The following is an 18,648-nucleotide window of genomic DNA, read 5'->3' on the forward strand; positions in this document are numbered from 1 at the left end:
AGGCATCGCGGAGCAGCCCATCTCTTGCTCACTCGCGTGCCCGCACCGACCGAGCGGGACGCCGCTAGGGCACCCGTACCACTGAACGCCTGACGGCCAGGTTCGCCAGCCGTTGAAGAAAACGTAGTGTGGAAACGTGAGGATGGGTTCGTCCTGGCTTGCCCGGATTAGCGTGTCGTACTGGTAGTTGTCACCAGCTGCTCCCTCATGCTGCAGTTGACGGTACTCGTCGTTATCCATTCGCTTGGCCTGGATCCGCAGCGCAAACCAAAGCTGGCCAAACCCGACGTACCACTCCCAGTCGCCCCCGACCGCCTTCTCGGCATTTTGGTTGAACCGGTGAACCCACAGTTTGGGGTGCCGTAAGTCAAGCTCGAGGAGGTTCAACTCAGTGATGGTGTCCTCCCGGAGCCGGATGCCTCGAGCGTCCCCTCTCGCAACGCGATTCCAGGTGTCAACCGCCAACCCGTCCATGTCCCAACGAAGGCTTCTGCTCATGGCCGCCGTTCTATCGCAGTTCGAGACGATGCAGTCGGTGTCTCGGAGACAAGTCTCTGGGCCGCCGGACAACCAGTTGATGCCGATGACTCGAACGCTATGGCTCTGCTCAGATGCGAAGCCCACGAAGTCGCGCTAAACGTGCCTGATCTCGTCCCACCGACGAGCGGCGTCTGGCGGGCGCCCGATCGGCCCGCAGTCATGAGGAGCAACTCGTTCTCTGCTCTGGACACGCAGACAAATTACTCAGCGCGGCTGTCCTCCTCCTCGCTCCGGAAGAACTCATGCTCAACTTCGAGCACGATGACCTTCTCGAACTCGAGCCCCTGCACTTGTGGATCGTGAGGACCCGGCGCAGGTGGTCGCTGGAGGTGGGGTTGGTACGAGGCGTCGGCGTACCCAGCGGCTCTGGTCGATCGAGGAGATCGCGGAGTTTCTTGGGGTGCCGAAGCAGACGGTGCACGTGGCGGCAGACCGGGCACTGGTCCGCCGCGATCAAGGTCGGCAAGCACCTGCGCCACCGCGAGGGGACGTGCTGGCGTGGACCTCGGAGCAGGATGGCGCGTGAGCGAGGCGTCGGTGAGCGGGCGGTGCGGTCGGCCTCTCCTGGTGCCGGTCGGCCCGCGACCGGGGCGCCACGGCGCTGGTGCAGGGACCGGTTCAGACAGCTCGCCTCGGAGGGGCGACGTGCTGCGGAGAGCTGAATTTAACCGGTCCGCTACGTGGCCACACGTCGTCGCTCCATGACCACGTCGACGCCTAGCTGGCTTCGCCCGGCGCGTGCCACCGCATCATCTGGCAGATCGGCGAGCGGATGTTCAAGGACTGGCTCGGCGAAGCGTCCTGGGCGAGCGGCGCGGGACAACCGGGGCGCATGGAGCGATGGCCGCGTAGGCGACGTGCCGCTGCCCGCTGGGGACCGCACAGCGCCGTACGGGCTCGTTGACCCCTGCCCGGCTTGTGCGCTCGTGCCAACATCCGATCCGAATAGCCCCGCACGACGAAACACCCCGGCCACCAACGGTGACCGGGGGTGTCGCGACAGACGACCCAGCTGGGCTCAGATGTCGTAGTGCAGCTCGAACTATCTGACGGGTGACGGCTATTGGTGGCTGTTGATGAAACCGCCGTCTGACCTGCAACGACGCCGTTCGTTGTGGGTGGCCGTTGGTTGCCTTTGTGGCCCTGGGTGGGTCAGTAGTGGGTCAGTCATCGAAGCCGAGACGTCGCGCCGAGCGCTGGCGCTGACGGGCCGCTCGAAGACGACGGAGGCGTCGCACGGTCAGGGGTAGGCCGCGAGCGCGGCGGGCTCGTCGATCAGGGCGTTGAGCTCTTGGTAGTAGCGCGTGCTAGAGACGCCGCAGTCACGCACGGCCTAATCCTTCACGCCCTGATACTTCCACCACGAGCGCTCGAACTCGAGCATGTCGCGGTGCCGCTCGATGAGAGTCTCGGTCGTCGTGCTCATGGACGGCAGGCTGCCGCCGAGGACTGGCGGTTCTGGGTCAGGAGTTGGCGGCCGGTTCCACGCCCATGGACTCGAACCACGTGTCCATGCGTTCGCTCACCTGGGCGAAGTCGCCCTCGAGGTTCGGCTCGCCGAGGTGCACGCGGTAGCCCAGGCTCTCGAAGTTGGCCATGAATAGCTCGAATTCGTCGCTCGTCGTGCACGGGGTGTCGAGCCCGCGTACCGCGTCGACGAGAGCCTCGGTCGCGACGTTGTATTGCTCAGCGGCGGAGCCGGACCCCATGCTGAGCCCCCTGGCGAAGGCGAATTCGTACGCCAACAGACGCAGCGACACGACCTGCTCGCTCGGGTCCGGCACGGAGCACTCGGGCTCTTCGGACTCTTCGGCTGCCGGCGCGCTGCTGCTCGTCTCCGCAGCGGGCTCGGCGGCCGCCGGGGCGTCTTCGTCGCTCGACGAGCAGCCGCCGAGCGCGACGACCGCGACGGCCAGGGCGACGAGGGTGCGCTTCACGAGCACCACGGTACGGCGCCGTCAGCGCCTCGGCAGGGAATCCGGCCAGCTGGGGTCGGCGTAGCGGTCGACGGAGTAGACGATGTGCCCCTCGGGCATCTCGGCCTTGGCCTGCTCGAGCGCCTCGTCGTAGGTGTCGGCGGTCTTCGTGATGCGGTCGGTTTCCTGGCCGCGGGGGACGCCGGCTGGGGTGGCGTGGGCGATGGTGAGGGTGACGGGCACGGGGTCGAGTGGCAGCCGGGGCCCGAGGGTTGGCAGGCGTGGGTGTCGTACCTCGAGATCGGTGCCGTGGCGCACGGGCAGAACGTTCGGCTGCGGACCGAGCTGCTCGAGGAGCGGTGGGTGCGTCAGGCCGTGGCGCCGGCGCCCGACACGGACATGGTGTCTTTCACCCGGCCAACACGCCGCCGCCGGGTGAAGCGCAGGGCTGAACTTCGCCAGTCTGAAGCCAGGTTCTAGTTCCATGGCGGGCTGGTTCAGGGCTCGATCGTGAAGTCGGGTGATGTCGGGCCGGTCGTCCTGGCTGACCGCAGCGCCGGACCGGTATAGGCCGTGAACGGCGCGGGGGCGGGGTTGGTCGCCGTCGCGGGAGATGGCACCGTGAGGGTCATCGTGCTGGCGCCGAAGGCTGTCTGCGCGAAGCCCACCGTGATCGTCGGAGCGGGAACCGTTTGCCCGCCTGCGATCTCTCTCGTTCCGGTGTATCGAAGGCCGCTGGTCCCGGCGGTGTATTGGAAGGCGACGTACGCCCACCCGTTTGAGGTGCCGTACCCGCCCATCGCCCTCTCCGAGGTGGTGGGGTCAGCTTCGACGGTCAGGATCAGGGTGACCATGACCGGCGTGGTCCCGTTGTTGGTCACCGTCCCTGTCGCTGTCGCGTTACCCGAGTTCCGTGTTGATGCGAGCGTGCCGGTCACGACCGTTGCGGCAGATGCTGCGTAGGCGGGCGCGGCAGCGACAACCACGATGGCGGGCGCCGTCCAAACGGTTGCGCGGATTACGGTACGGCGCCGGGGTGTCGAAAGCATGGGTGCAGCGTGGCACGTCAAGCGGGTGCGCGTCTCCCGAATGCTGACATGGCGCCCCCGTCTCGCGGCCTGAACCGGGGGCGCTGTGCTGATGAGGTACCCCGGACGCAGCGAAGCGCCCCCGCCACCCACGCGGGGTGACGGGGACGCTGCAGCGAGGGTAGCGCGACGGGGCGGCTACTCGAGGCGGTGCTGGCCGGGCGGCTCCTGCTCGTCGCTCCGGTCGATGTAGACCTTCGGCGACGGCTCGGCGGCGAGCCACGGCGCCCACTGCTTCAGGAACGCCTCGACGGCCGGGAGCGCCATCACGCGGGTGATGACGGCGGCCGCGGCGAGCACCTGGCCGACGATGGCCGGCGCCTGCTCGAGGTCGACGTAGACGCCGGCCGCGACGAGCGGAACGAGGGTGGCCACGGCGAGCACGAGCTGCACGACGGTGCGGACGGTCGACCGCCAGGGGCGGCGGACCTGGGTGGGCGTGGTCATGTGTACCTCCGGCGGACGGCGCGACGGATCGCGAGGTGGATGACGAGGTCGAGCAGCCGGCGGATCACGCCGGGATCCCGCGGCGCACGAGGAGGTCGAGACGGGTGATGAGCCGCTGGTACCGCTCGACGGTCTTCGGCTTCCGCGGCCGGGCGCGGTGCGCCTGGTCCTTCCGGATGAAGCACTCGCGCCGGCGCGCGGCGTACTGCGACGCGGGGTAGGTCCGCAGGTACTTGTAGACCTCGGCCAGCTCACGCTCGCGGCGGGTGTGCTGCGCGGTGCCCGGCTTGAGGTGCTGCAGCTTCTCGATGAGGTCGAGCTCCTTGTCGTGCAGCCGGCGGAAGGTCGGCTTCACGCGCACGGCCGGCGGCGCGGGCTTCGGCGGCTCCCACACCGTCGTGCCGTTGAGGTCCTCGGTCCAGCCGAGGAGCGTCGCGTTCCAGCGCTTCGTGATGACGTCGATGTGCACGACGTCGATGCGGCCCCTGCGGAGGATGTCGTTCGAGAGCACGTACCCGTTGCCGAGCGACAGGGCGACGTGGCCGTGCGGGCCGCGCGTGCGCCAGAAGACGGGCACGCCCTCGGGGATGGTCTCGGACCGGGACGTGACGTGGCGGCGGTCGGCACCGTTCCACGCCTTGATCGCCGACAGGAAGCGCGCGTCGACGCCGAAGCAGGAGCGGACGAAGACGAGGCACCAGGCGAGCCAGTCCCCGGACAGGGTGGGCGCGCGGCGGTCCGAGTCGACCCAGCTGCGGCCCCAGTCGATCGCGTCGGCTGCGGAGCGGGACATCACGCCTCCCCTCCCTCGACCACGTCGCCGGGCTCGTCGGTGCCGGGGGCGGCGTCGGCGGTGTCCGAGCCGTCCTCCTGCTCCGTCTCGTCGTCGTAGGGGCACGGGAGCGCGAGGGCGAGGTCGCGCTCGTCGGTCTGGTGGGCGAGCCCGAGCGGGTCGACGTCGACCCCGCGCGGCTCGGTGTTCTCGGTGGCGTGCTCGGACACGGGGTCCTCCTCGGGTGGGTTGGTGCCGGGATACGTGAAAGCCCGCCGCGCGGGGTGCGGGGCGGGCTAGGTTTCGCAGCGTGAGCGAGCAACAGCCAGCAGGTCAGCCAGCAGGTCAGCCCGACAAGAACGCGGGCAAGGGCAAGTCCGGGTCTGGGGAGGGTGGTCCTGGAAAGACCGCTGCAGCGGCGCGGACGTTCGCGAAGTGGGGGCCGGTCGTGCTGCTCGTCGCCGGCGCCTACATCGGTGTCCGAGTGATGGATACCTTCATCGGTAAGGCGGCCAGCGAAGAGCCGTTGACCACGCTCGAGCAGACCTTCTTCGGCTTGTACTCAGTGGTCCTTGGAGGCGGGTTGTCGTGGCTCGTCACGCACTTCTATTCGCGTCGAGATGCCCATCAGCAGTCCGCTCAGCTCGCTCGGCCTGCCCTCCGCCGCGTCGTCGCAGCGCGCGACTCCGTGGACCAGATTCTCGCCGCTGTCGACCGCAGGCGGGCGGACCAAGAGGGCGGGGCGGATGACGAAAGGCTGCTGGGCCTCCGCGAGATCATCGTTCAGCACGCTCGGGTCCTCGATGACGCTGTGCTCGACTGGGGCGAGCTCCTGCCGGATGAGGTGAGGCTCGTTACCGAACACCGTTCCGTAGAGGCGGTTGCGGCGACGGTGGCAACGATCGAGGAACGCCTCAACACAATCGAGAGCGGGTCCCCTGACGCTGCCGTTGCGAAGGACATCGCTGATTTGAGGAAGCAGCTTGCTGCCGTTCACGGTGAAGTGTCGCGTACCGCCCGGATGCGGCACTCGCTCGGAGGTGTCGATCCTCAGCTCGTGATCAATACCGCGGCAAACGGGCCGGCGTGGCGGGGGCCCGCGAGCACGAGCGGAGTCATCAACTTGCGCGATTCTGGCCCGGAGTGAGTCGGCCGGTGGAGACTCAGGCGAGCGCGGCGCCTATCTCAGTGAGCCGCTTTGTGATCGGGGGCTACTCAGTCTTCGGGTGGCGGCGGCCGTTGTTCGTCGGGCTGCAAAGGGATACCGAATACGGTGGGCGAGATCAAGCCGTAGGGGAGCAGCCTGGGCGCCACTACGATCGGCGCGATCGGGGCCAGGTAATCGAGCTCGGCGCGTCGCAGAGTCTCGAGTACCTCGTACGCAATCTGCCGAATGCAGCCAGCAACAACGTTGCCGCGCATGGGAACGAATGACTCCATGCCGTTGTCGTCGACGACGCTGTGCTCAATGCCGAGGAAGTCGCGGCCGAACGCGTCGTAGTCCTCGTCGATGGCGGGATCCACGTGGCTGCCGCCGTCCTGGTTGGCCGCGATCCGGACGAGGTCGAAGCGCGAGAACGTGCTCCCTGCTGACGTTTCGATGCCCGGCGCAGTCCACCACTCGGGGAATGGCCGCGGGACGTCTTGGACAGCGGCCAGCGGTGCAATCCAGGCCGGCTCATCGGTGACCGGGTGCAGGCCGGGCAAGACGAGGCCCGCGTCGCTGGGGGTCTGCGAGACGACGGTCATCCCCTTGGGTTCCATCGAGCGGGCCGCCTCCTCAGCGCGGGCGTTGATAGCGTCGCGGTACCGGCAAGTGTCGACGAACGGGAGGGTCTCAAGAAGACCCAGCTGGGAGAGCAACGCCCTCGAGTTTCCCTGGTGGTGGAGCAACACACGCAGCACTTGCGCCAGGCGGATGGCCTCGTCATCGTTCCCGCGGTCGACAGCGACCGCGGATGCCTGCATGAACCTCACCTGACGCTGCAGGTGCGCCCGCAGCTCGTGTGAGCTGAGCGGTCGGCGTCCCATGAGCGAAGGCTACTGGGCCCGAACTGCTGATCAAGGCTTCTGCCGCACGCTGGCGGTTGCCCCGGGAGGGGTGTCCGGGGCAGGGGCTAGGTTCGAGCGCATGATGAAGAGCGAGCACGGCATGGGCAACTACCGATCAGAGACCACACTCGGTACGGGGTACGGCTCGTTCGAGACGGATGCCAACGCCATCGCGTGGGTTGAGGGGCACCTTCAGCACGAGTCGCCGTCCGTGGAGCGCGTCGACTTGTACCGTCAGCAAGGCGGCCGCGGCACCATCGTCATGCGGTGGCAGCGCTCGGGAGGCGGCCCGTGGCGGCAGGCCGCCGGCCGCTGAGGCGTCAGACCGCGCGGAGCTGCATGTACGGCGCGGCGGTGTTGTAGATCGTGTTCCCGATCGTCGCGGGCGCTGCGCCGTCGGCGATGCCGTTGATGATGTAGGCGTTCGACGCGGGCACCGTCCAGGAGTTGTCGCCCGTGACCAGCGGGTCCGCGCCGGTCGCGGTGAGGAACGACGGCGGCGTGGCCGGTGCGCCCTGGCTGATGACGGCCATGTGGTAGCGGCCGGGCGGCAGCGTGATGGGGTTCGCCGGGTCGAAGTTGAGGACGCCGTACACCGGCGTCTTGGTCCCGAGGTCCGCCACGAGCGTGAGGGGTCGGCCCTGGGCGTCGGCGGCGTAGATCGCGGCCCGCACGACGCCCTCGGCGCTGCGCTCGGCTCAAGACGGAAGGCCGCGAGGACTCCTACGTCTACGCCCTGCACGCCCGGCTCGCCCAGCTGTACTTCGACGCCATCGACGACGGGCTGGTGGCGAAGTCGCCGTGCTCGCGCAAGACGGCTCCGCCGGCTGGTAAGCAGAAGGCCTACGTCGCGACCACCGACCAGGTCTGGGCGCTCTACGAGGCGGTGCCGGCCCCTGTCCGAACCGCCGTGCTGACGGGCGCCTTCCTAGGCACCCGACTGGCCGAGGCTGGTGGTCTGATGATCGCGGACCTCGACCTCATGCGCGGCGTCTGGTCGCCGTCCGCTCAGTACCCGGACGACGAGCTGAAGACCGCGACGTCGCGAACGCCGGTCCCGTTCTCACAGGAGCTCGCGCTCGAGCTGTCGGCGCACATCGCGGCGACCGCCGACCAGCGCAAGGGGGAGTGGCTGCTGTGCGACCAGTGGGGGAGCCAACTCGCGCCCTGGACAATCCAGCGCGCTATCCGGGCGGCTCGGGCCAAGGTGCCGGGGCTCCCCGAGGCGTTCAGCTACCTGCGGCACTTCTTCGCGTCCATGCTGATCGCCGACGGGTCCGACGTGAAGAAGGTGCAGGCGGCGCTCCGGCACGCAAGCGCCAAGTCGACGCTCGACACCTACAGCCACCTGTGGCCGGACGCCGACGACACCATCCGCGCGGCGGGGGGACGGGTGCTTCGCGAGCGTGCCGCGCGCCTGGCCGCCGAGGCCACCTGAGCGACGACAGAAGCGCCCCGACCGGAGCCTCCGCAGAGGTCCCGATCGGGGCGCTTCGTGGTTCTGTCCGAACCGCGTGGGTCAGTAACGGTTCAGTCGGAACCGAAATCCGCCGCTGACCTGCGCAGATAGATCAGATGTCGTAGTACAGCTCGAACTCGTGCGGGTGCGGCCGCAGCTGCACGGGCGCGATCTCGTTCTCGCGCTTGTAGGACACCCACGTCTCGATGAGGTCGGGGGTGAACACGCCGCCCTGCGTCAGGTACTCGTTGTCGGCCTCGAGCGCGTCGAGCACGGCACCGAGGGACGTGGGGACCTGGTCGATCTCGGCCATCTCGTCCGGCGGCAGCTCGTAGATGTCCTTGTCGATCGGCGCAGCCGGCTCGATCTTGTTCTTGACGCCGTCGAGGCCCGCGAGCATGAGCGCGGAGAACGCCAGGTAGGGGTTCGCCGACGGGTCGGGGAAGCGGGTCTCGATGCGCTTCGCCTTGGGGTTCGAGCCCGTGATCGGGATGCGGACCGAGGCGGAGCGGTTGCGCGAGGAGTAGACGAGCGAGATCGGCGCCTCGTAGCCCGGGACCAGGCGGTGGTAGGAGTTCACCGTCGGGTTCGTGAAGGCCAGCAGCGAGGGGGCGTGCTTCAGGATGCCGCCGATGTACCAGCGCGCCATGTCCGAGAGGCCGCCGTACCCGGCCTCGTCGTAGAACAGCGGCGAGCCGTCCTTCCACAGCGACTGGTGCACGTGCATGCCCGAGCCGTTGTCTCCGAAGATGGGCTTCGGCATGAAGGTGACGGACTTGCCCTGCTGCCACGCGGTGTTCTTGATGAGGTACTTGAACTTCATCACGTCGTCCGCGGCCTTGAGCAGCGTGTCGAAGCGGTAGTTGATCTCCGCCTGGCCGGCGGTGCCGACCTCGTGGTGGGCCCGCTCGACCTGGAGGCCGCAGGCCTCGAGGTTCTTGACCATGTCGGCGCGCAGGTCGCTGTAGTGGTCGTAGGGCTCGACGGGGAAGTAGCCGCCCTTGAGGCGGGTCTTGTAGCCGAGGTTGTCCTCGCCGTCCTTGCCGGAGTTCCACCAGCCCTCGACGGAGTCGATGTGGTAGTAGCCCTCGTTGACGCCCGTCGAGTAGCGGACGTTGTCGAAGATGTAGAACTCGGCCTCGGGGGCGAAGAACGCCGTGTCGGCGATGCCCGTGGTCTCGAGGTAGGCCAGCGCCTTCTTGGCGATGTTGCGCGGGTCGCGCGAGTAGGCCTCGCCCGTGATCGGGTCGTGGATGAAGAAGTTGATGTTGAGCGTCTTGGCCTTGCGGAACGGGTCGATGTACGCCGTCGTCGGGTCCGGGAAGAGGGACATGTCCGACTCGTTGATGGCCTGGAAGCCACGGATCGACGAGCCGTCGAAGCCCAGGCCGTCGTCGAAGACCGACTGGTCGAACGACGACACGGGAACCGTGAAGTGCTGCATGATGCCGGGCAGGTCACAGAAGCGGACGTCGACCATCTCGACGCCCTCGTCCTTGATGTACTTCAGCAGCTCTTCGCTGTTGGCGAACATTCGTCCTCCTACGCGGCACGCCGGTGGGCGTGGCGCTCGTGGTACGGGTGAGTCGACAGGCGCAGCCTTGCACCCGGCGATTGCGACGCAACGTATGCACGGGCAGTTTCGCTCCGATATCCCGATTGTTTCAGCCGTGTTACAGGTTGGGGTGGGCGGGGTGAAGAGCCCCGCCGATCGCGCGCGTGCCGCACGCGGCGTACGCCGGTGGGTCGCCCGGATGACGCTCCGGTGACACGGCCTCGATAGCCTGCGCCCGTGGCCAGCACCGACCGTCAGACCGCCTCCTGGGCGCGCCGCATGGGCGCGCTGCTCGTCGACTGGTTCGCCTGCATGCTCGTCGTCATCGCCTTCGTGGGCCCGGCCCGCTACTTCCCGGCCACGGCCGAGGACGCCGCCGGCGTCAACCCGTCCCTGCTCACCCTGGGCCTGCTCGTGCTGGAGTCGACGGTGCTGACCTGCCTGGCGGGCGGCTCGTTCGGCAAGCTGGTCACGCGTCTGCGGGTCGTGCGGTACGACGGCCACCCCGGCCCCATCGACCCCATCCGTGCCTTCGGCCGGTCGTTCCTCGTCGCCCTAGTGATCCCGCCGCTGGTGTTCCGCCCCGACGGCCGCGGCCTCCACGACATCGTCGCCGGCACCATGACGGTCCCGCTCGCCCCGCGCCGCGGCGGCGGCGCACCCCAGCCGCGCGGCTGAGCGGCACCTGACCCGCGCCGTACGGCGGCAGGTTGTGCCACCATCGACGTCATGACCCGTCGCAGCGCCACCCTCCGCCGCACCGTCGCGGCCCTCGCCCTGTCCGCCACCGCGGTGACCGGCCTGGTCGCGTGCGGCAACGACGACGCACCGAAGCCGGCCGCAGCGCCTGGCGGGAGCCCGACGGCCACCACCGGCCCCGTCGACGCGGCCGAGCTGGCGTCGGCGATGACGGCGGCGTACGCGGACGTCACCTCCGCCCGGGTCGCCTTCGACGTCGAGGGCGTCGCCGGCGGCGAGGTCGGCGGGGAGGGCGTCGTGTCCTACGACGCCGAGGCCGGGACCGGCCCGGCCGTCGGCCTGACCATCGACGCGATGGGCCAGAGCATCGAGCTCCGGGTCGTGGACGGCGTCGTCTACCTCGGCGGTCCGCTCGCGGCGATGCTCGGTGGCGGCAGTCCCTGGGTCGGTCTCGACCTCAGCACCGTCGACCTGTCGAGCCTCGGCGTCGACCCCGGCCAGCTGGCGGGCGCGTTCGACCCGCAGCAGCTCGTGGCGGCCCTCGGCTCCGCCGCCGACGTCGAGCGGGACGGCGAGGAGACGGTCGACGGCGAGACCCTGGAGCGCTACACCGTCACGGTCGACCCCAGCGCGCTCGCAGAGCTCGTGCCCGACGCGGGCGCAGCGCTGCCGACGGAGCCCGTCGAGCTGACGGCACTGCTCGACGACGCCGACCGCCTCCGCCAGCTCACGACGGACCTCCCGCTCCCGACGGGGGAGACGGCCTCGCTCACGCTGCGGTTGTGGGACTACGGCACCGACGCCACCGTCGAGGCGCCGCCCGCCGCGGACGTCACGCTCCTCGACGGCATCCCGGGATTCACGACTTCGTGAACCACTCCGTTTGAGGCGTCGCCGCGGGGGCAGGGTGCCGGCGGCTCCGCGGAGCCACCCACCCCGAGCAGCACCCCGAGAAGCGACCCCGGAAGGAACCATGACGCGCCTCAACGTACGCCGCGCCATCGCCGCCACCTCCCTGAGCGTCCTGGCCGTGACCGGCCTCGCCGCCTGCGGCTCCGACGACGACTCGAGCAGCAACGACGACAGCTCGTCGAGCTCGAACAGCTCCGACGACGGGGGGTCGGGTGACGAGGGCTCCGACGACGGCACCGTCGAGGGCTCGTCGTTCGACGTCGAGGAGGGCGAGGAGGTCGACCCGGCCGAGTTCGCGTCGTTCTACCTCGACGCCTCCACCGCCGGCGAGACCGCGGCGATCGAGCAGTCGACCACCATCGACGGCGCGACGACGACGATGAGCGGCGAGCAGGTGCTCGACCTCGAGAACCCCGAGCTCCGTCTCACCGGTGACTTCGGCGCCGGGGAGGGCGAGCTCGTCATCATCGACGGCACGATGTACCTGCCGATCGCCGAGGGCGGCCAGCAGGTCTCCCTGCCCATCGACGACCCGAGCAACCCGCTCGCCCAGGCCTTCGCGCTGCTCGGCTCGCCCGACAAGAACGAGCAGATCCTCGCCGAGGCGTCGACGTCGGTCACCTACACCGGCGTCGAGGAGGTCGACGGTGTCTCGACGGAGACGTACGACGTCGTGCTCGACCCGGCCGTGATGTTCGACATCCTGGGCTACGGCGACCTCAGCGCCACCGGTGCGGTGCCCGAGGAGATCACCCAGTCCGTCGCCATCGACGCCGAGGGTCGGGTCGTCGAGCTCGCGCAGCTCAGCCCCGCCACCGAGGTGGCGCCCGAGACGGAGACGGTGCAGTCGTGGTCCGACTTTGGCCGCGACGTCACCATCGAGGCGCCCACCGACGCCATCCCCTACGAGGAGTTCGTCAGCTCCATGGGCGGCGCCGCCACGGACAGCTGATCCACGACCTGCACCACGACGACGCCCCCGGTTCCGCTGGAACCGGGGGCGTCGTCGTACGCGGGGGTCGTGGGGGAGGGCGGGGCTCAGCGGCCGCGCATGTTCTGGCGCATGCCCTTCATGTTCGTCGGCAGCGGGCCCTTGGGGAGCGGCACCTTGCCGCGCTGCGCGTCGAGCGCCTTGAGGCGGTTGATGGTGTCGGTGATCTCGGGGCCCTTGATCTTCTTGGGCAGCTTCTGGACCTTGCGGACCAGCTTCGGGAGCGGGACCTGGTCGTCGCCGCGACCGACGACGATCTCCGTGACGGGCACGTCGGTGACGACGCGCTCGTGCTTGCGGCGCTCGCCGGCCAGCAGCGGCTTGAGGCGGTTGGCGTTGCCCTCGCCGATGAGCACGATGCCCGGCTTGCCCACGGCGCGGTGGACGACGTCCTGCTGCTTGTTGAAGGCGACGACGGGCGACGTCTCCCAGCCGCGGCGCAGCATCTGGAGCGCGGCCGCGGCGGCGCCCTGCTGGCCCTCGAGCTGGTTGTACATCGACGTCTGGGCGCGGCGCCCGAACACGATGAGCGTCGCCAGGGTGCCGACCAGCAGCGCGGTGACGACGCTGAGGATGGTCGAGAGGATGCCGTCGCCCGGCAGGAGCGTGAAGACCAGGAAGCCGAGCGCCGCGAAGACGACGAAGACGCCCACGAGGATCAGGCCGATCCGCGGGTCGCCCTTCTTGGCCATCCGGTAGGTCTCGGCGATCTGCTGCCGACGCTTCTTCGGGGCCGGGGCGGGCTGCTTGCTCGACATGCGCTCAGGTGCCTTCTTCACGTTCGCCGGACCGGGGTCCGGTGCTGAGGACGGGGGGTGACGGACTGGTCCGTGGAGCGGGTCAGACCGTCGCGATGGCCGGTCCGACCGGCTGGGCGGCCCGGGCCTCGACGGCCTGACGGTACAGCCGACCGGCGCGGTAGGACGAACGGACCAGGGGGCCGGACAGGGCGCCGGCGAAACCGATCTCCATGGCCTCCTCCTGCAGCTCGACGAACTCCTGCGGCTTGACCCAGCGCTCGACGGGGTGGTGGCGCAGGGAGGGACGCAGGTACTGCGTGATGGTGATGAGGTCGCAGCCGGCCTCGTGGAGGTCGCGCAGCGCCTCCGAGATCTCCTCGCGCGTCTCGCCCATGCCGAGGATGAGGTTGGACTTGGTGACCAGCCCGGCCGCGCGGGCCTGGGTGAGGACGTCGAGGGAGCGCTCGTAGCGGAACGCGGGGCGTATGCGCTTGAAGATGCGCGGGACCGTCTCCAGGTTGTGGGCGAGCACCTCGGGGCGGGAGTCGAAGACCTCGGCCAGCAGGTCGGGCTTGCCGTTGAAGTCGGGGATGAGGTTCTCCACGCCGGTGCCCGGGTTGAGCTCGTGGATGGCGCGGACCGTCTCGGCGTAGAGCCAGGCACCGCCGTCGGTGAGGTCGTCGCGGGCCACGCCGGTGATGGTGGCGTAGCGCAGCTGCATCTTCTCGACGGACTCGGCGACCCGGCGGGGCTCGTCACGGTCGAGCGGCTGGGGCTTGCCGGTGTCGATCTGGCAGAAGTCGCAGCGGCGGGTGCACTGGTCGCCGCCGATGAGGAACGTGGCCTCGCGGTCCTCCCAGCACTCGAAGATGTTGGGACAGCCCGCCTCCTGGCAGACCGTGTGGAGACCTTCGGACTTCACGAGGTGCTGGAGCGCCTTGTACTCCGGGCCCATCTTCGCGCGGGTCTTGATCCACTCGGGCTTCCGCTCGATCGGGGTCTCCGAGTTGCGGATCTCCAGGCGGAGGAGCTTGCGGCCGTCAGCTGTTGGCATCTGGGTCACGGATCCACTCTACGCCCGTGCGGCCAGCCTGCTCACGGGACGTCACGACGGCGGAACGAGGCGATCGAGAGGGCCACGAGGAGGGCGACGAGGACCGCGACGTAGAGGACCGCCTCGGGGCGCTCCAGGGTCCGCGCACAGGGGTCGCCCGAGAACACCAGCTCGCCCGCACCGCCGTCGGAGGAGCAGTCGTCGACGTAGTACTCGATCTCGCCCGCGACCACCGCCACCGCGTTCGTCGGCAGCGTCCAACGGATCGCCGACGCCCCGAACACGGCGAGGAGGATCGTCGAGCCCACGCTCACCGCGAACACGATGCCCAGCGTGACGACCGTGGAGCGGAGCAGCATCGTCAGCGCGTGCGCGGCCAGCGTGGCCGCGACGAGCAGCACGACGGTCCAGACCGACGAGACGAGCACGCGGCCCCACGTCTCCGACGACGTGGCGATGTCCCGGCTCGCGGCGGTCACCGCGACCATCGTCCAGAACAGCGCGAGCGCCACCGTCGCCAGCCCCGCGGCCACGATGCCGCCGGCGACCGCCTTGGCGACCCACACGCGCGTGCGCCGCGGCTCCACCAGCAGCTGCACCGACAGCGAGCCCGACGCCCAGTCGGCGCCCACGAAGGTCGTGCCGAGCAGCACCACGACCAGCAGCAGGACGACCGCGACGGCCACCGCCGCGTCGGTGCGGGTGGTCTCGACGTCGAGGGCGCTGCGGTAGAGGTAGCTGTCGGCCGTGTACCACTCCGGGTCCGCCATGCCCTCGGCGCAGAGCTGCCGCGCCTCGTCGCTGCCCGGCTCCCCGCCGTAGCCGTACTCCTGCGGGGCCTCCGCGCAGTCGTCGACCGATGCGAGCGCGGCCTCGTAGTCCCGCTCCGCCTGCTGCTCGGCCCACGCCCGCTCGCTGTCGGAGACCGGCCGGGTGCTCCAGAGCTGGCTCGCCGCGACGAGCACCGGCACGACGAGGCCGACGAGCACGAGCACCAGCACGGCACGCCGCTTGCGCAGCCGGGTCAGCTCGACCCCCACCAGCCGCATCACGCCGCACCGCCCGGCACCGTGGGCTCCGCCGACGTGAGCTGGAGGAAGACGGACTCGAGGTCGCGGCGTACCGGCGTCAGCTCCCGGGGCCACAGGTCGTGGCCCGCGAGCGCACGGGCCACCTCCTCCGGCTCGCGGTCGCCGAGGTCGAGCGTCAGGTGGTCGGCCTCGCGGTGCACGACGATCCCGGCGTCCTCGAGCACGCCCGCGGCGCGCTCGGGCTGGGCGACGACGAGCCGGTACGTCGTGCCGCCGGCCACCAGCTCGTCCACCCGGCCCTCGGCCAGCAGGCGGCCGCGGCCGATGATGCTCACCGAGTCGCAGACCTGCTGCACCTCGGCCAGGATGTGGGAGCTGACCAGCACGGTGACGCCCTGGGCGCCGAGCGCGCGGATCATCTCGCGGATGTCCCGGATGCCCGCCGGGTCGAGGCCGTTCGTCGGCTCGTCGAGGATGAGCAGCTCGGGGTCCTTGAGCAGGGTCGCCGCGATGGCCAGGCGCTGCTTCATGCCGAGCGAGTAGGTGCGGTAGCGGTCGTCCTCGCGGCCCGACAGCCCCACCTGGTGCAGCGCCGCGTCGACCCGCTTCCGGTCGATGCCCCCGGCACGGGCGAGCAGCTCGAGGTTGGTGCGGGCCGAGAAGGTCGGGGTGAACTTCGGCGACTCGACCACCGCGCCGACGCGACCCATCACCTCCGGGAGCCGCTCGGGCACCGGCTCACCGAGCAGCCGCATCGTGCCGCCGGTCGCCCGGGCCAGCCCGAGGAGCATGCGGATCGTCGTCGTCTTGCCCGAGCCGTTGGGCCCCAGGAACCCGTGCACGCCGCCCCGCGGCACCGACAGGTCCAGCCCGTCCACCGCCGTGCGGCCGTGGCTGCCGAAGTCCTTGCGCAGCCCGCGCGCCTCCACCACCAGGTCACTCATCGTCGTCCCCCATGCGCGCAGCATGGAGCACGGCCGCCGGTACGACGCGCGCGACGCGCCGAACGGGTGAGGCGGTCCAGACGGGTCAGCGGCCGGGCGTGACCAGGGCGATGCGCGGCGGCTCGGGACGCGCCTCGTAGTCCGGGGTCGCGTCGTACGGCGCCCAGGCGAGCAGGTCGCGGAGGTGGTGCTCGACGAGGGGGAGCACGTCGGCGATGGTGACGTCGCGGCCCAGCTCGGCGGACAGCGACGTCACGCCGGCGTCGGCGATGCCGCAGGGGGTGAACCGGGCGTACCACCCCAGGTCCACGTCGCAGTTGAGCGAGAAGCCGTGCATCGTCACGCCGCGCGAGACGCGGATGCCGATGGCCGCGATCTTGCGCTCGGGCCCGCGGTCGTCGGCCCGGAGCCAGACGCCGCTGCGTCCCGGCACACGGGCGGTGGTGACGCCCAGGTCGCGGCAGACGCGGATGAGCGCCTCCTCGACCCGCCGCACGTAGTCGACGACCAGCACGTGGTCGGGCAGGCGCACGATCGGGTATCCCACCAGCTGGCCCGGACCGTGGAAGGTGATCTTGCCGCCGCGGTCGACGTCGATGACGTCGGCCCCACCCGGGTCGAGGGGCTTCTCGTGGTCGTCCGTGCGCTTGCCGCAGGTGAACACCGGCGGGTGCTGGAGCAGGAGGACGGTGCCGTGCGGCGTGCCGTCGGCCGGCGCCGGGGCGTCGACCACGGCGGCGTGCACCTCGCGCTGCAGGTCCCAGGCCGCCCGGTACTCCACCCCCGCCGCACCCTCGTCGAGACCGTGCGTCCGCATCTCCAGCGCCATGCCGGCGAGCCTACTCCCGCGCGGCTCCGCACCTCCGCGCGGAGCAGGGCCTGAGCAGGGCCTGTGGATGACGGCCGACGCCCGTCGCCGATCTCCGGCACCGTGGGGGTCGTGCGAGTGCGGCGACCATCGGCGAGCGGGTGCCACCGGGCGACCCGTCGGGCGGGTGCGGGGGTCCCGCGCGGTCTGCTGGTCGCCGCGCTCGCGCTCGTCGTGGGGCCGGTGGTGGCGGGCGTGGCGCTCGCCCTCGCGAGCACGGGCGGGGCGACGGTGGGGGTGCGCCCCGCCGGTCCCGAGGCCGCGGCTCAGACCGCAGCTCAGGCCGCGGCTCGAACGGTGGTGGAGGGCTGGGACGCGCGTCGCGCGGCGGCGTACGCGGCAGGTGACGTCGCGGCGCTCGGTCGGCTCTACCCGGCCGGCTCGGCGCTGGGGGAGGAGGACGTGGGCGTGCTGGCGGCGTACGTCGCGCGCGGGCTCACCGTCCACGGCCTGCGGTTCGCGGTGCTCGACCTGACGGTCGAGGTGGCGGAGCCCGACCGCGTCGTCGTGGTGGTGACGGACCGGATGACCCGGGCTGAGGTACGCCGCGGTGACGGCACCCCGGTGGCCCTGCTGCCCGCTCGCGGGGAGGCGCAGCGTCGGCTGGTGCTCGAGCGCCGGGACGGCGCGTGGTCGCTGGTGTCGTCCGGGCCCCGCGGCCCGGGCGTCACGCCGTCGGAGCCAGCGCCGCCGTGAGCACGTCCCGCACGTCGTGGTCGTGGAAGGCGTAGCCGGAGTCCTGGAGGGCGGCGGGCACCGTGCGGAGCGAGCCCAGCACCTCCGGGGCCATGCGTCCGGCGCCCAGCTTGATGATCGCGGACGGCACCCGCAGGAACGCCGGCCGGTGCACGAGCTCCGCCAGGGTCCGGGTGAACTCGGCGTTGGTCGGCACCTCGGGGCAGCACAGGTTGACGGGGCCGCTGAGGCTGTCGTGCTCGGCCGCGTGGACGACGCCACCGACCCAGTCGCGCAGCGAGATGACGGGGAAGTGCTGGCTGCCGTCCCCGAGGCGGGCGGCGCCACCGAGCCGGAACAGCGGCAGCATCAGGTTGAGCGGTGCACTGCTGCGGTCGAGCACCGGAGCGGTCCGGAGGATGCAGACGCGCGCGCCGGCCTCGCCGGCCGGGGCGGTCGCGGCCTGCCACTCGCGGGTCACGTCGGTGAGGAGCGCGTCGCCGCGGGAGTCGGCGTCCTCGGTGAGCACCGGGTCGCCGACGTCGCTGTGGTCGCCGTAGAAGGAAATGCCGTTGCCGGCGAGGAACGCGGGCGGCGTCGGCGCGTCCGCGATCGTGCGCGCGAGCAGGCTCGTCGTCGCGATGCGGCTGCGTCGCAGCTCGGTGGACCACTTCGTCGAGTGCGGGTTGCCCATGGTGGGCGACCCGGCCAGGTTGACCACGACGTCCGCGGAGCCCACGAGGTCGACGTCGACCTCGCCCGCGTAGGGATCCCAGCGCGAGGTGTCCTCGGCGGCCGAGTCGCGCCGTACGAGCCGGGTCACCCGGTGGTCGCGGTCGCGCAGCGCGCGCACGAGCGCCTGACCGAGGAAACCGGACGAACCGGCGACGACGACGTGCATGGGG

The 18,648-nt window shown here is 70.6% G+C and carries 24 protein-coding genes and 1 pseudogene; 7 read left to right on the plus strand and 18 right to left on the minus strand.

The window, feature by feature from the left end; all coding sequences use genetic code 11:
• Window positions 1-120: 120 nt before the first annotated feature.
• The 9 genes and pseudogenes from QE405_RS20885 to QE405_RS05475 form a co-directional block, all read right to left on the minus strand.
• Window positions 121-498: pseudogene (locus tag QE405_RS20885) on the minus strand (DUF6615 family protein); the annotation flags it as partial.
• A 1,282-nt stretch (window positions 499-1,780) separates the two neighbouring features.
• A complete protein-coding gene (locus QE405_RS20890; protein ID WP_373459443.1) occupies window positions 1,781-1,870 on the minus strand; it encodes a DUF3263 domain-containing protein in 90 nt (29 codons plus the stop codon).
• 3 nt (window positions 1,871-1,873) lie between these two features.
• The gene (locus tag QE405_RS20895) at window positions 1,874-1,966 is read right to left on the minus strand and encodes a DUF3263 domain-containing protein (protein ID WP_373459444.1); all 93 of its coding nucleotides are present in this window, start codon (window positions 1,964-1,966) and stop codon (window positions 1,874-1,876) included.
• 37 nt (window positions 1,967-2,003) lie between these two features.
• Window positions 2,004-2,477, minus strand: a complete 474-nt coding sequence (locus QE405_RS05450; protein WP_307199198.1) for a hypothetical protein — start codon at window positions 2,475-2,477, stop codon at window positions 2,004-2,006.
• 21 nt (window positions 2,478-2,498) lie between these two features.
• On the minus strand, window positions 2,499-2,699 hold the full coding sequence (locus tag QE405_RS05455) for a hypothetical protein (RefSeq protein ID WP_307199199.1): 201 nt from the start codon (window positions 2,697-2,699) through the stop codon (window positions 2,499-2,501).
• 254 nt (window positions 2,700-2,953) lie between these two features.
• Window positions 2,954-3,394, minus strand: coding sequence for a hypothetical protein (locus tag QE405_RS05460; protein ID WP_307199200.1), 441 nt, complete (start codon window positions 3,392-3,394; stop codon window positions 2,954-2,956).
• 288 nt (window positions 3,395-3,682) lie between these two features.
• Window positions 3,683-3,991 carry a hypothetical protein gene (locus QE405_RS05465; RefSeq protein WP_307199201.1) on the minus strand — a complete coding sequence of 103 codons (309 nt, stop codon included), beginning with the start codon at window positions 3,989-3,991 and terminating at the stop codon, window positions 3,683-3,685.
• 64 nt (window positions 3,992-4,055) lie between these two features.
• On the minus strand, window positions 4,056-4,784 hold the full coding sequence (locus QE405_RS05470) for a hypothetical protein (protein ID WP_307199202.1): 729 nt from the start codon (window positions 4,782-4,784) through the stop codon (window positions 4,056-4,058).
• On the minus strand, window positions 4,784-4,993 hold the full coding sequence (locus QE405_RS05475) for a hypothetical protein (protein ID WP_307199203.1): 210 nt from the start codon (window positions 4,991-4,993) through the stop codon (window positions 4,784-4,786). The genes QE405_RS05470 and QE405_RS05475 overlap by 1 nt, the downstream gene beginning before the upstream one ends.
• An 80-nt stretch (window positions 4,994-5,073) precedes the next feature.
• On the opposite strand from QE405_RS05475, the gene QE405_RS05480 reads away from it, so the two are divergent.
• A complete protein-coding gene (locus tag QE405_RS05480; protein WP_307199204.1) occupies window positions 5,074-5,910 on the plus strand; it encodes a hypothetical protein in 837 nt (278 codons plus the stop codon).
• Window positions 5,911-5,978: 68 nt separating this feature from the next.
• Here QE405_RS05480 and QE405_RS05485 read toward each other — a convergent pair whose 3' ends face one another.
• The gene (locus QE405_RS05485; protein ID WP_307199205.1) at window positions 5,979-6,794 is read right to left on the minus strand and encodes a hypothetical protein; all 816 of its coding nucleotides are present in this window, start codon (window positions 6,792-6,794) and stop codon (window positions 5,979-5,981) included.
• 100 nt (window positions 6,795-6,894) lie between these two features.
• On the opposite strand from QE405_RS05485, the gene QE405_RS05490 reads away from it, so the two are divergent.
• Window positions 6,895-7,131, plus strand: coding sequence for a hypothetical protein (locus tag QE405_RS05490; RefSeq protein WP_307199206.1), 237 nt, complete (start codon window positions 6,895-6,897; stop codon window positions 7,129-7,131).
• Between the two features lie 4 nt (window positions 7,132-7,135).
• Here QE405_RS05490 and QE405_RS05495 read toward each other — a convergent pair whose 3' ends face one another.
• Window positions 7,136-7,489 carry a hypothetical protein gene (locus QE405_RS05495; protein ID WP_307199207.1) on the minus strand — a complete coding sequence of 118 codons (354 nt, stop codon included), beginning with the start codon at window positions 7,487-7,489 and terminating at the stop codon, window positions 7,136-7,138.
• Window positions 7,490-7,602: 113 nt separating this feature from the next.
• On the opposite strand from QE405_RS05495, the gene QE405_RS05500 reads away from it, so the two are divergent.
• A complete protein-coding gene (locus QE405_RS05500) occupies window positions 7,603-8,253 on the plus strand; it encodes a tyrosine-type recombinase/integrase (protein ID WP_307199208.1) in 651 nt (216 codons plus the stop codon).
• Window positions 8,254-8,386: 133 nt separating this feature from the next.
• On the opposite strand, the gene glnA is transcribed toward QE405_RS05500, so the two are convergent.
• Complete coding sequence (gene glnA / locus QE405_RS05505) at window positions 8,387-9,808, minus strand: type I glutamate--ammonia ligase (protein ID WP_307199209.1); 1,422 nt, start codon at window positions 9,806-9,808, stop codon at window positions 8,387-8,389.
• A gap of 258 nt (window positions 9,809-10,066) precedes the next feature.
• Here glnA and QE405_RS05510 point away from each other — a divergent pair, with 258 nt between their 5' ends.
• The 3 genes from QE405_RS05510 to QE405_RS05520 all read left to right on the plus strand — a co-directional run bounded on the left by QE405_RS05510 (window position 10,067) and on the right by QE405_RS05520 (window position 12,392).
• Window positions 10,067-10,507 (plus strand): RDD family protein, encoded by a 441-nt coding sequence (locus tag QE405_RS05510; protein ID WP_307199210.1) that lies wholly within the window; start codon window positions 10,067-10,069, stop codon window positions 10,505-10,507.
• A 51-nt stretch (window positions 10,508-10,558) separates the two neighbouring features.
• Entirely contained in the window at window positions 10,559-11,401 is an 843-nt protein-coding gene (locus QE405_RS05515; RefSeq protein ID WP_307199211.1) for an LppX_LprAFG lipoprotein, read from the plus strand.
• A 100-nt stretch (window positions 11,402-11,501) separates the two neighbouring features.
• Window positions 11,502-12,392 carry a hypothetical protein gene (locus QE405_RS05520; protein WP_307199212.1) on the plus strand — a complete coding sequence of 297 codons (891 nt, stop codon included), beginning with the start codon at window positions 11,502-11,504 and terminating at the stop codon, window positions 12,390-12,392.
• An 86-nt stretch (window positions 12,393-12,478) separates the two neighbouring features.
• On the opposite strand, the gene QE405_RS05525 is transcribed toward QE405_RS05520, so the two are convergent.
• From QE405_RS05525 to lipB, 5 genes are all read right to left on the minus strand, one after another.
• On the minus strand, window positions 12,479-13,189 hold the full coding sequence (locus QE405_RS05525; RefSeq protein ID WP_307199213.1) for a DUF4191 domain-containing protein: 711 nt from the start codon (window positions 13,187-13,189) through the stop codon (window positions 12,479-12,481).
• 82 nt (window positions 13,190-13,271) lie between these two features.
• Window positions 13,272-14,225 (minus strand): lipoyl synthase, encoded by a 954-nt coding sequence (lipA, locus tag QE405_RS05530; protein ID WP_307205583.1) that lies wholly within the window; start codon window positions 14,223-14,225, stop codon window positions 13,272-13,274.
• A gap of 41 nt (window positions 14,226-14,266) precedes the next feature.
• Entirely contained in the window at window positions 14,267-15,274 is a 1,008-nt protein-coding gene (locus QE405_RS05535; protein WP_307199214.1) for an ABC transporter permease subunit, read from the minus strand.
• Complete coding sequence (locus QE405_RS05540; protein ID WP_307199215.1) at window positions 15,274-16,200, minus strand: ABC transporter ATP-binding protein; 927 nt, start codon at window positions 16,198-16,200, stop codon at window positions 15,274-15,276. The genes QE405_RS05535 and QE405_RS05540 overlap by 1 nt, the downstream gene beginning before the upstream one ends.
• A gap of 85 nt (window positions 16,201-16,285) precedes the next feature.
• Entirely contained in the window at window positions 16,286-17,029 is a 744-nt protein-coding gene (gene lipB, locus QE405_RS05545; protein WP_307199216.1) for a lipoyl(octanoyl) transferase LipB, read from the minus strand.
• A gap of 111 nt (window positions 17,030-17,140) precedes the next feature.
• Here lipB and QE405_RS05550 point away from each other — a divergent pair, with 111 nt between their 5' ends.
• The gene (locus QE405_RS05550) at window positions 17,141-17,764 is read left to right on the plus strand and encodes a hypothetical protein (protein ID WP_307199217.1); all 624 of its coding nucleotides are present in this window, start codon (window positions 17,141-17,143) and stop codon (window positions 17,762-17,764) included.
• On the opposite strand, the gene QE405_RS05555 is transcribed toward QE405_RS05550, so the two are convergent.
• Window positions 17,736-18,644 carry a TIGR01777 family oxidoreductase gene (locus tag QE405_RS05555; RefSeq protein WP_307199218.1) on the minus strand — a complete coding sequence of 303 codons (909 nt, stop codon included), beginning with the start codon at window positions 18,642-18,644 and terminating at the stop codon, window positions 17,736-17,738. The genes QE405_RS05550 and QE405_RS05555 overlap by 29 nt on opposite strands.
• Window positions 18,645-18,648 lie beyond the last annotated feature (4 nt).

The organism is Nocardioides zeae (genome assembly GCF_030818655.1).
Taxonomy (GTDB): Bacteria; Actinomycetota; Actinomycetes; order Propionibacteriales; family Nocardioidaceae; genus Nocardioides; species Nocardioides zeae_A.

What these genes read in the sequence shown, in the direction of transcription:
- QE405_RS20895 (WP_373459444.1), bottom strand. Translation starts at nt 1,966, where the DNA reads ATGAGCACGACGACCGAGACTCTCATCGAGCGGCACCGCGACATGCTC.
- lipA (WP_307205583.1), bottom strand. Translation starts at nt 14,225, where the DNA reads ATGCCAACAGCTGACGGCCGCAAGCTCCTCCGCCTGGAGATCCGCAAC.
- QE405_RS05470 (WP_307199202.1), bottom strand. Translation starts at nt 4,784, where the DNA reads ATGTCCCGCTCCGCAGCCGACGCGATCGACTGGGGCCGCAGCTGGGTC.
- QE405_RS05485 (WP_307199205.1), bottom strand. Translation starts at nt 6,794, where the DNA reads ATGGGACGCCGACCGCTCAGCTCACACGAGCTGCGGGCGCACCTGCAG.
- QE405_RS05555 (WP_307199218.1), bottom strand. Translation starts at nt 18,644, where the DNA reads ATGCACGTCGTCGTCGCCGGTTCGTCCGGTTTCCTCGGTCAGGCGCTC.
- QE405_RS05465 (WP_307199201.1), bottom strand. Translation starts at nt 3,991, where the DNA reads ATGACCACGCCCACCCAGGTCCGCCGCCCCTGGCGGTCGACCGTCCGC.
- QE405_RS05535 (WP_307199214.1), bottom strand. Translation starts at nt 15,274, where the DNA reads ATGCGGCTGGTGGGGGTCGAGCTGACCCGGCTGCGCAAGCGGCGTGCC.
- QE405_RS05540 (WP_307199215.1), bottom strand. Translation starts at nt 16,200, where the DNA reads ATGAGTGACCTGGTGGTGGAGGCGCGCGGGCTGCGCAAGGACTTCGGC.
- QE405_RS05515 (WP_307199211.1), top strand. Translation starts at nt 10,559, where the DNA reads ATGACCCGTCGCAGCGCCACCCTCCGCCGCACCGTCGCGGCCCTCGCC.
- QE405_RS05525 (WP_307199213.1), bottom strand. Translation starts at nt 13,189, where the DNA reads ATGTCGAGCAAGCAGCCCGCCCCGGCCCCGAAGAAGCGTCGGCAGCAG.
- glnA (WP_307199209.1), bottom strand. Translation starts at nt 9,808, where the DNA reads ATGTTCGCCAACAGCGAAGAGCTGCTGAAGTACATCAAGGACGAGGGC.
- QE405_RS05520 (WP_307199212.1), top strand. Translation starts at nt 11,502, where the DNA reads ATGACGCGCCTCAACGTACGCCGCGCCATCGCCGCCACCTCCCTGAGC.
- lipB (WP_307199216.1), bottom strand. Translation starts at nt 17,029, where the DNA reads ATGGCGCTGGAGATGCGGACGCACGGTCTCGACGAGGGTGCGGCGGGG.
- QE405_RS05490 (WP_307199206.1), top strand. Translation starts at nt 6,895, where the DNA reads ATGATGAAGAGCGAGCACGGCATGGGCAACTACCGATCAGAGACCACA.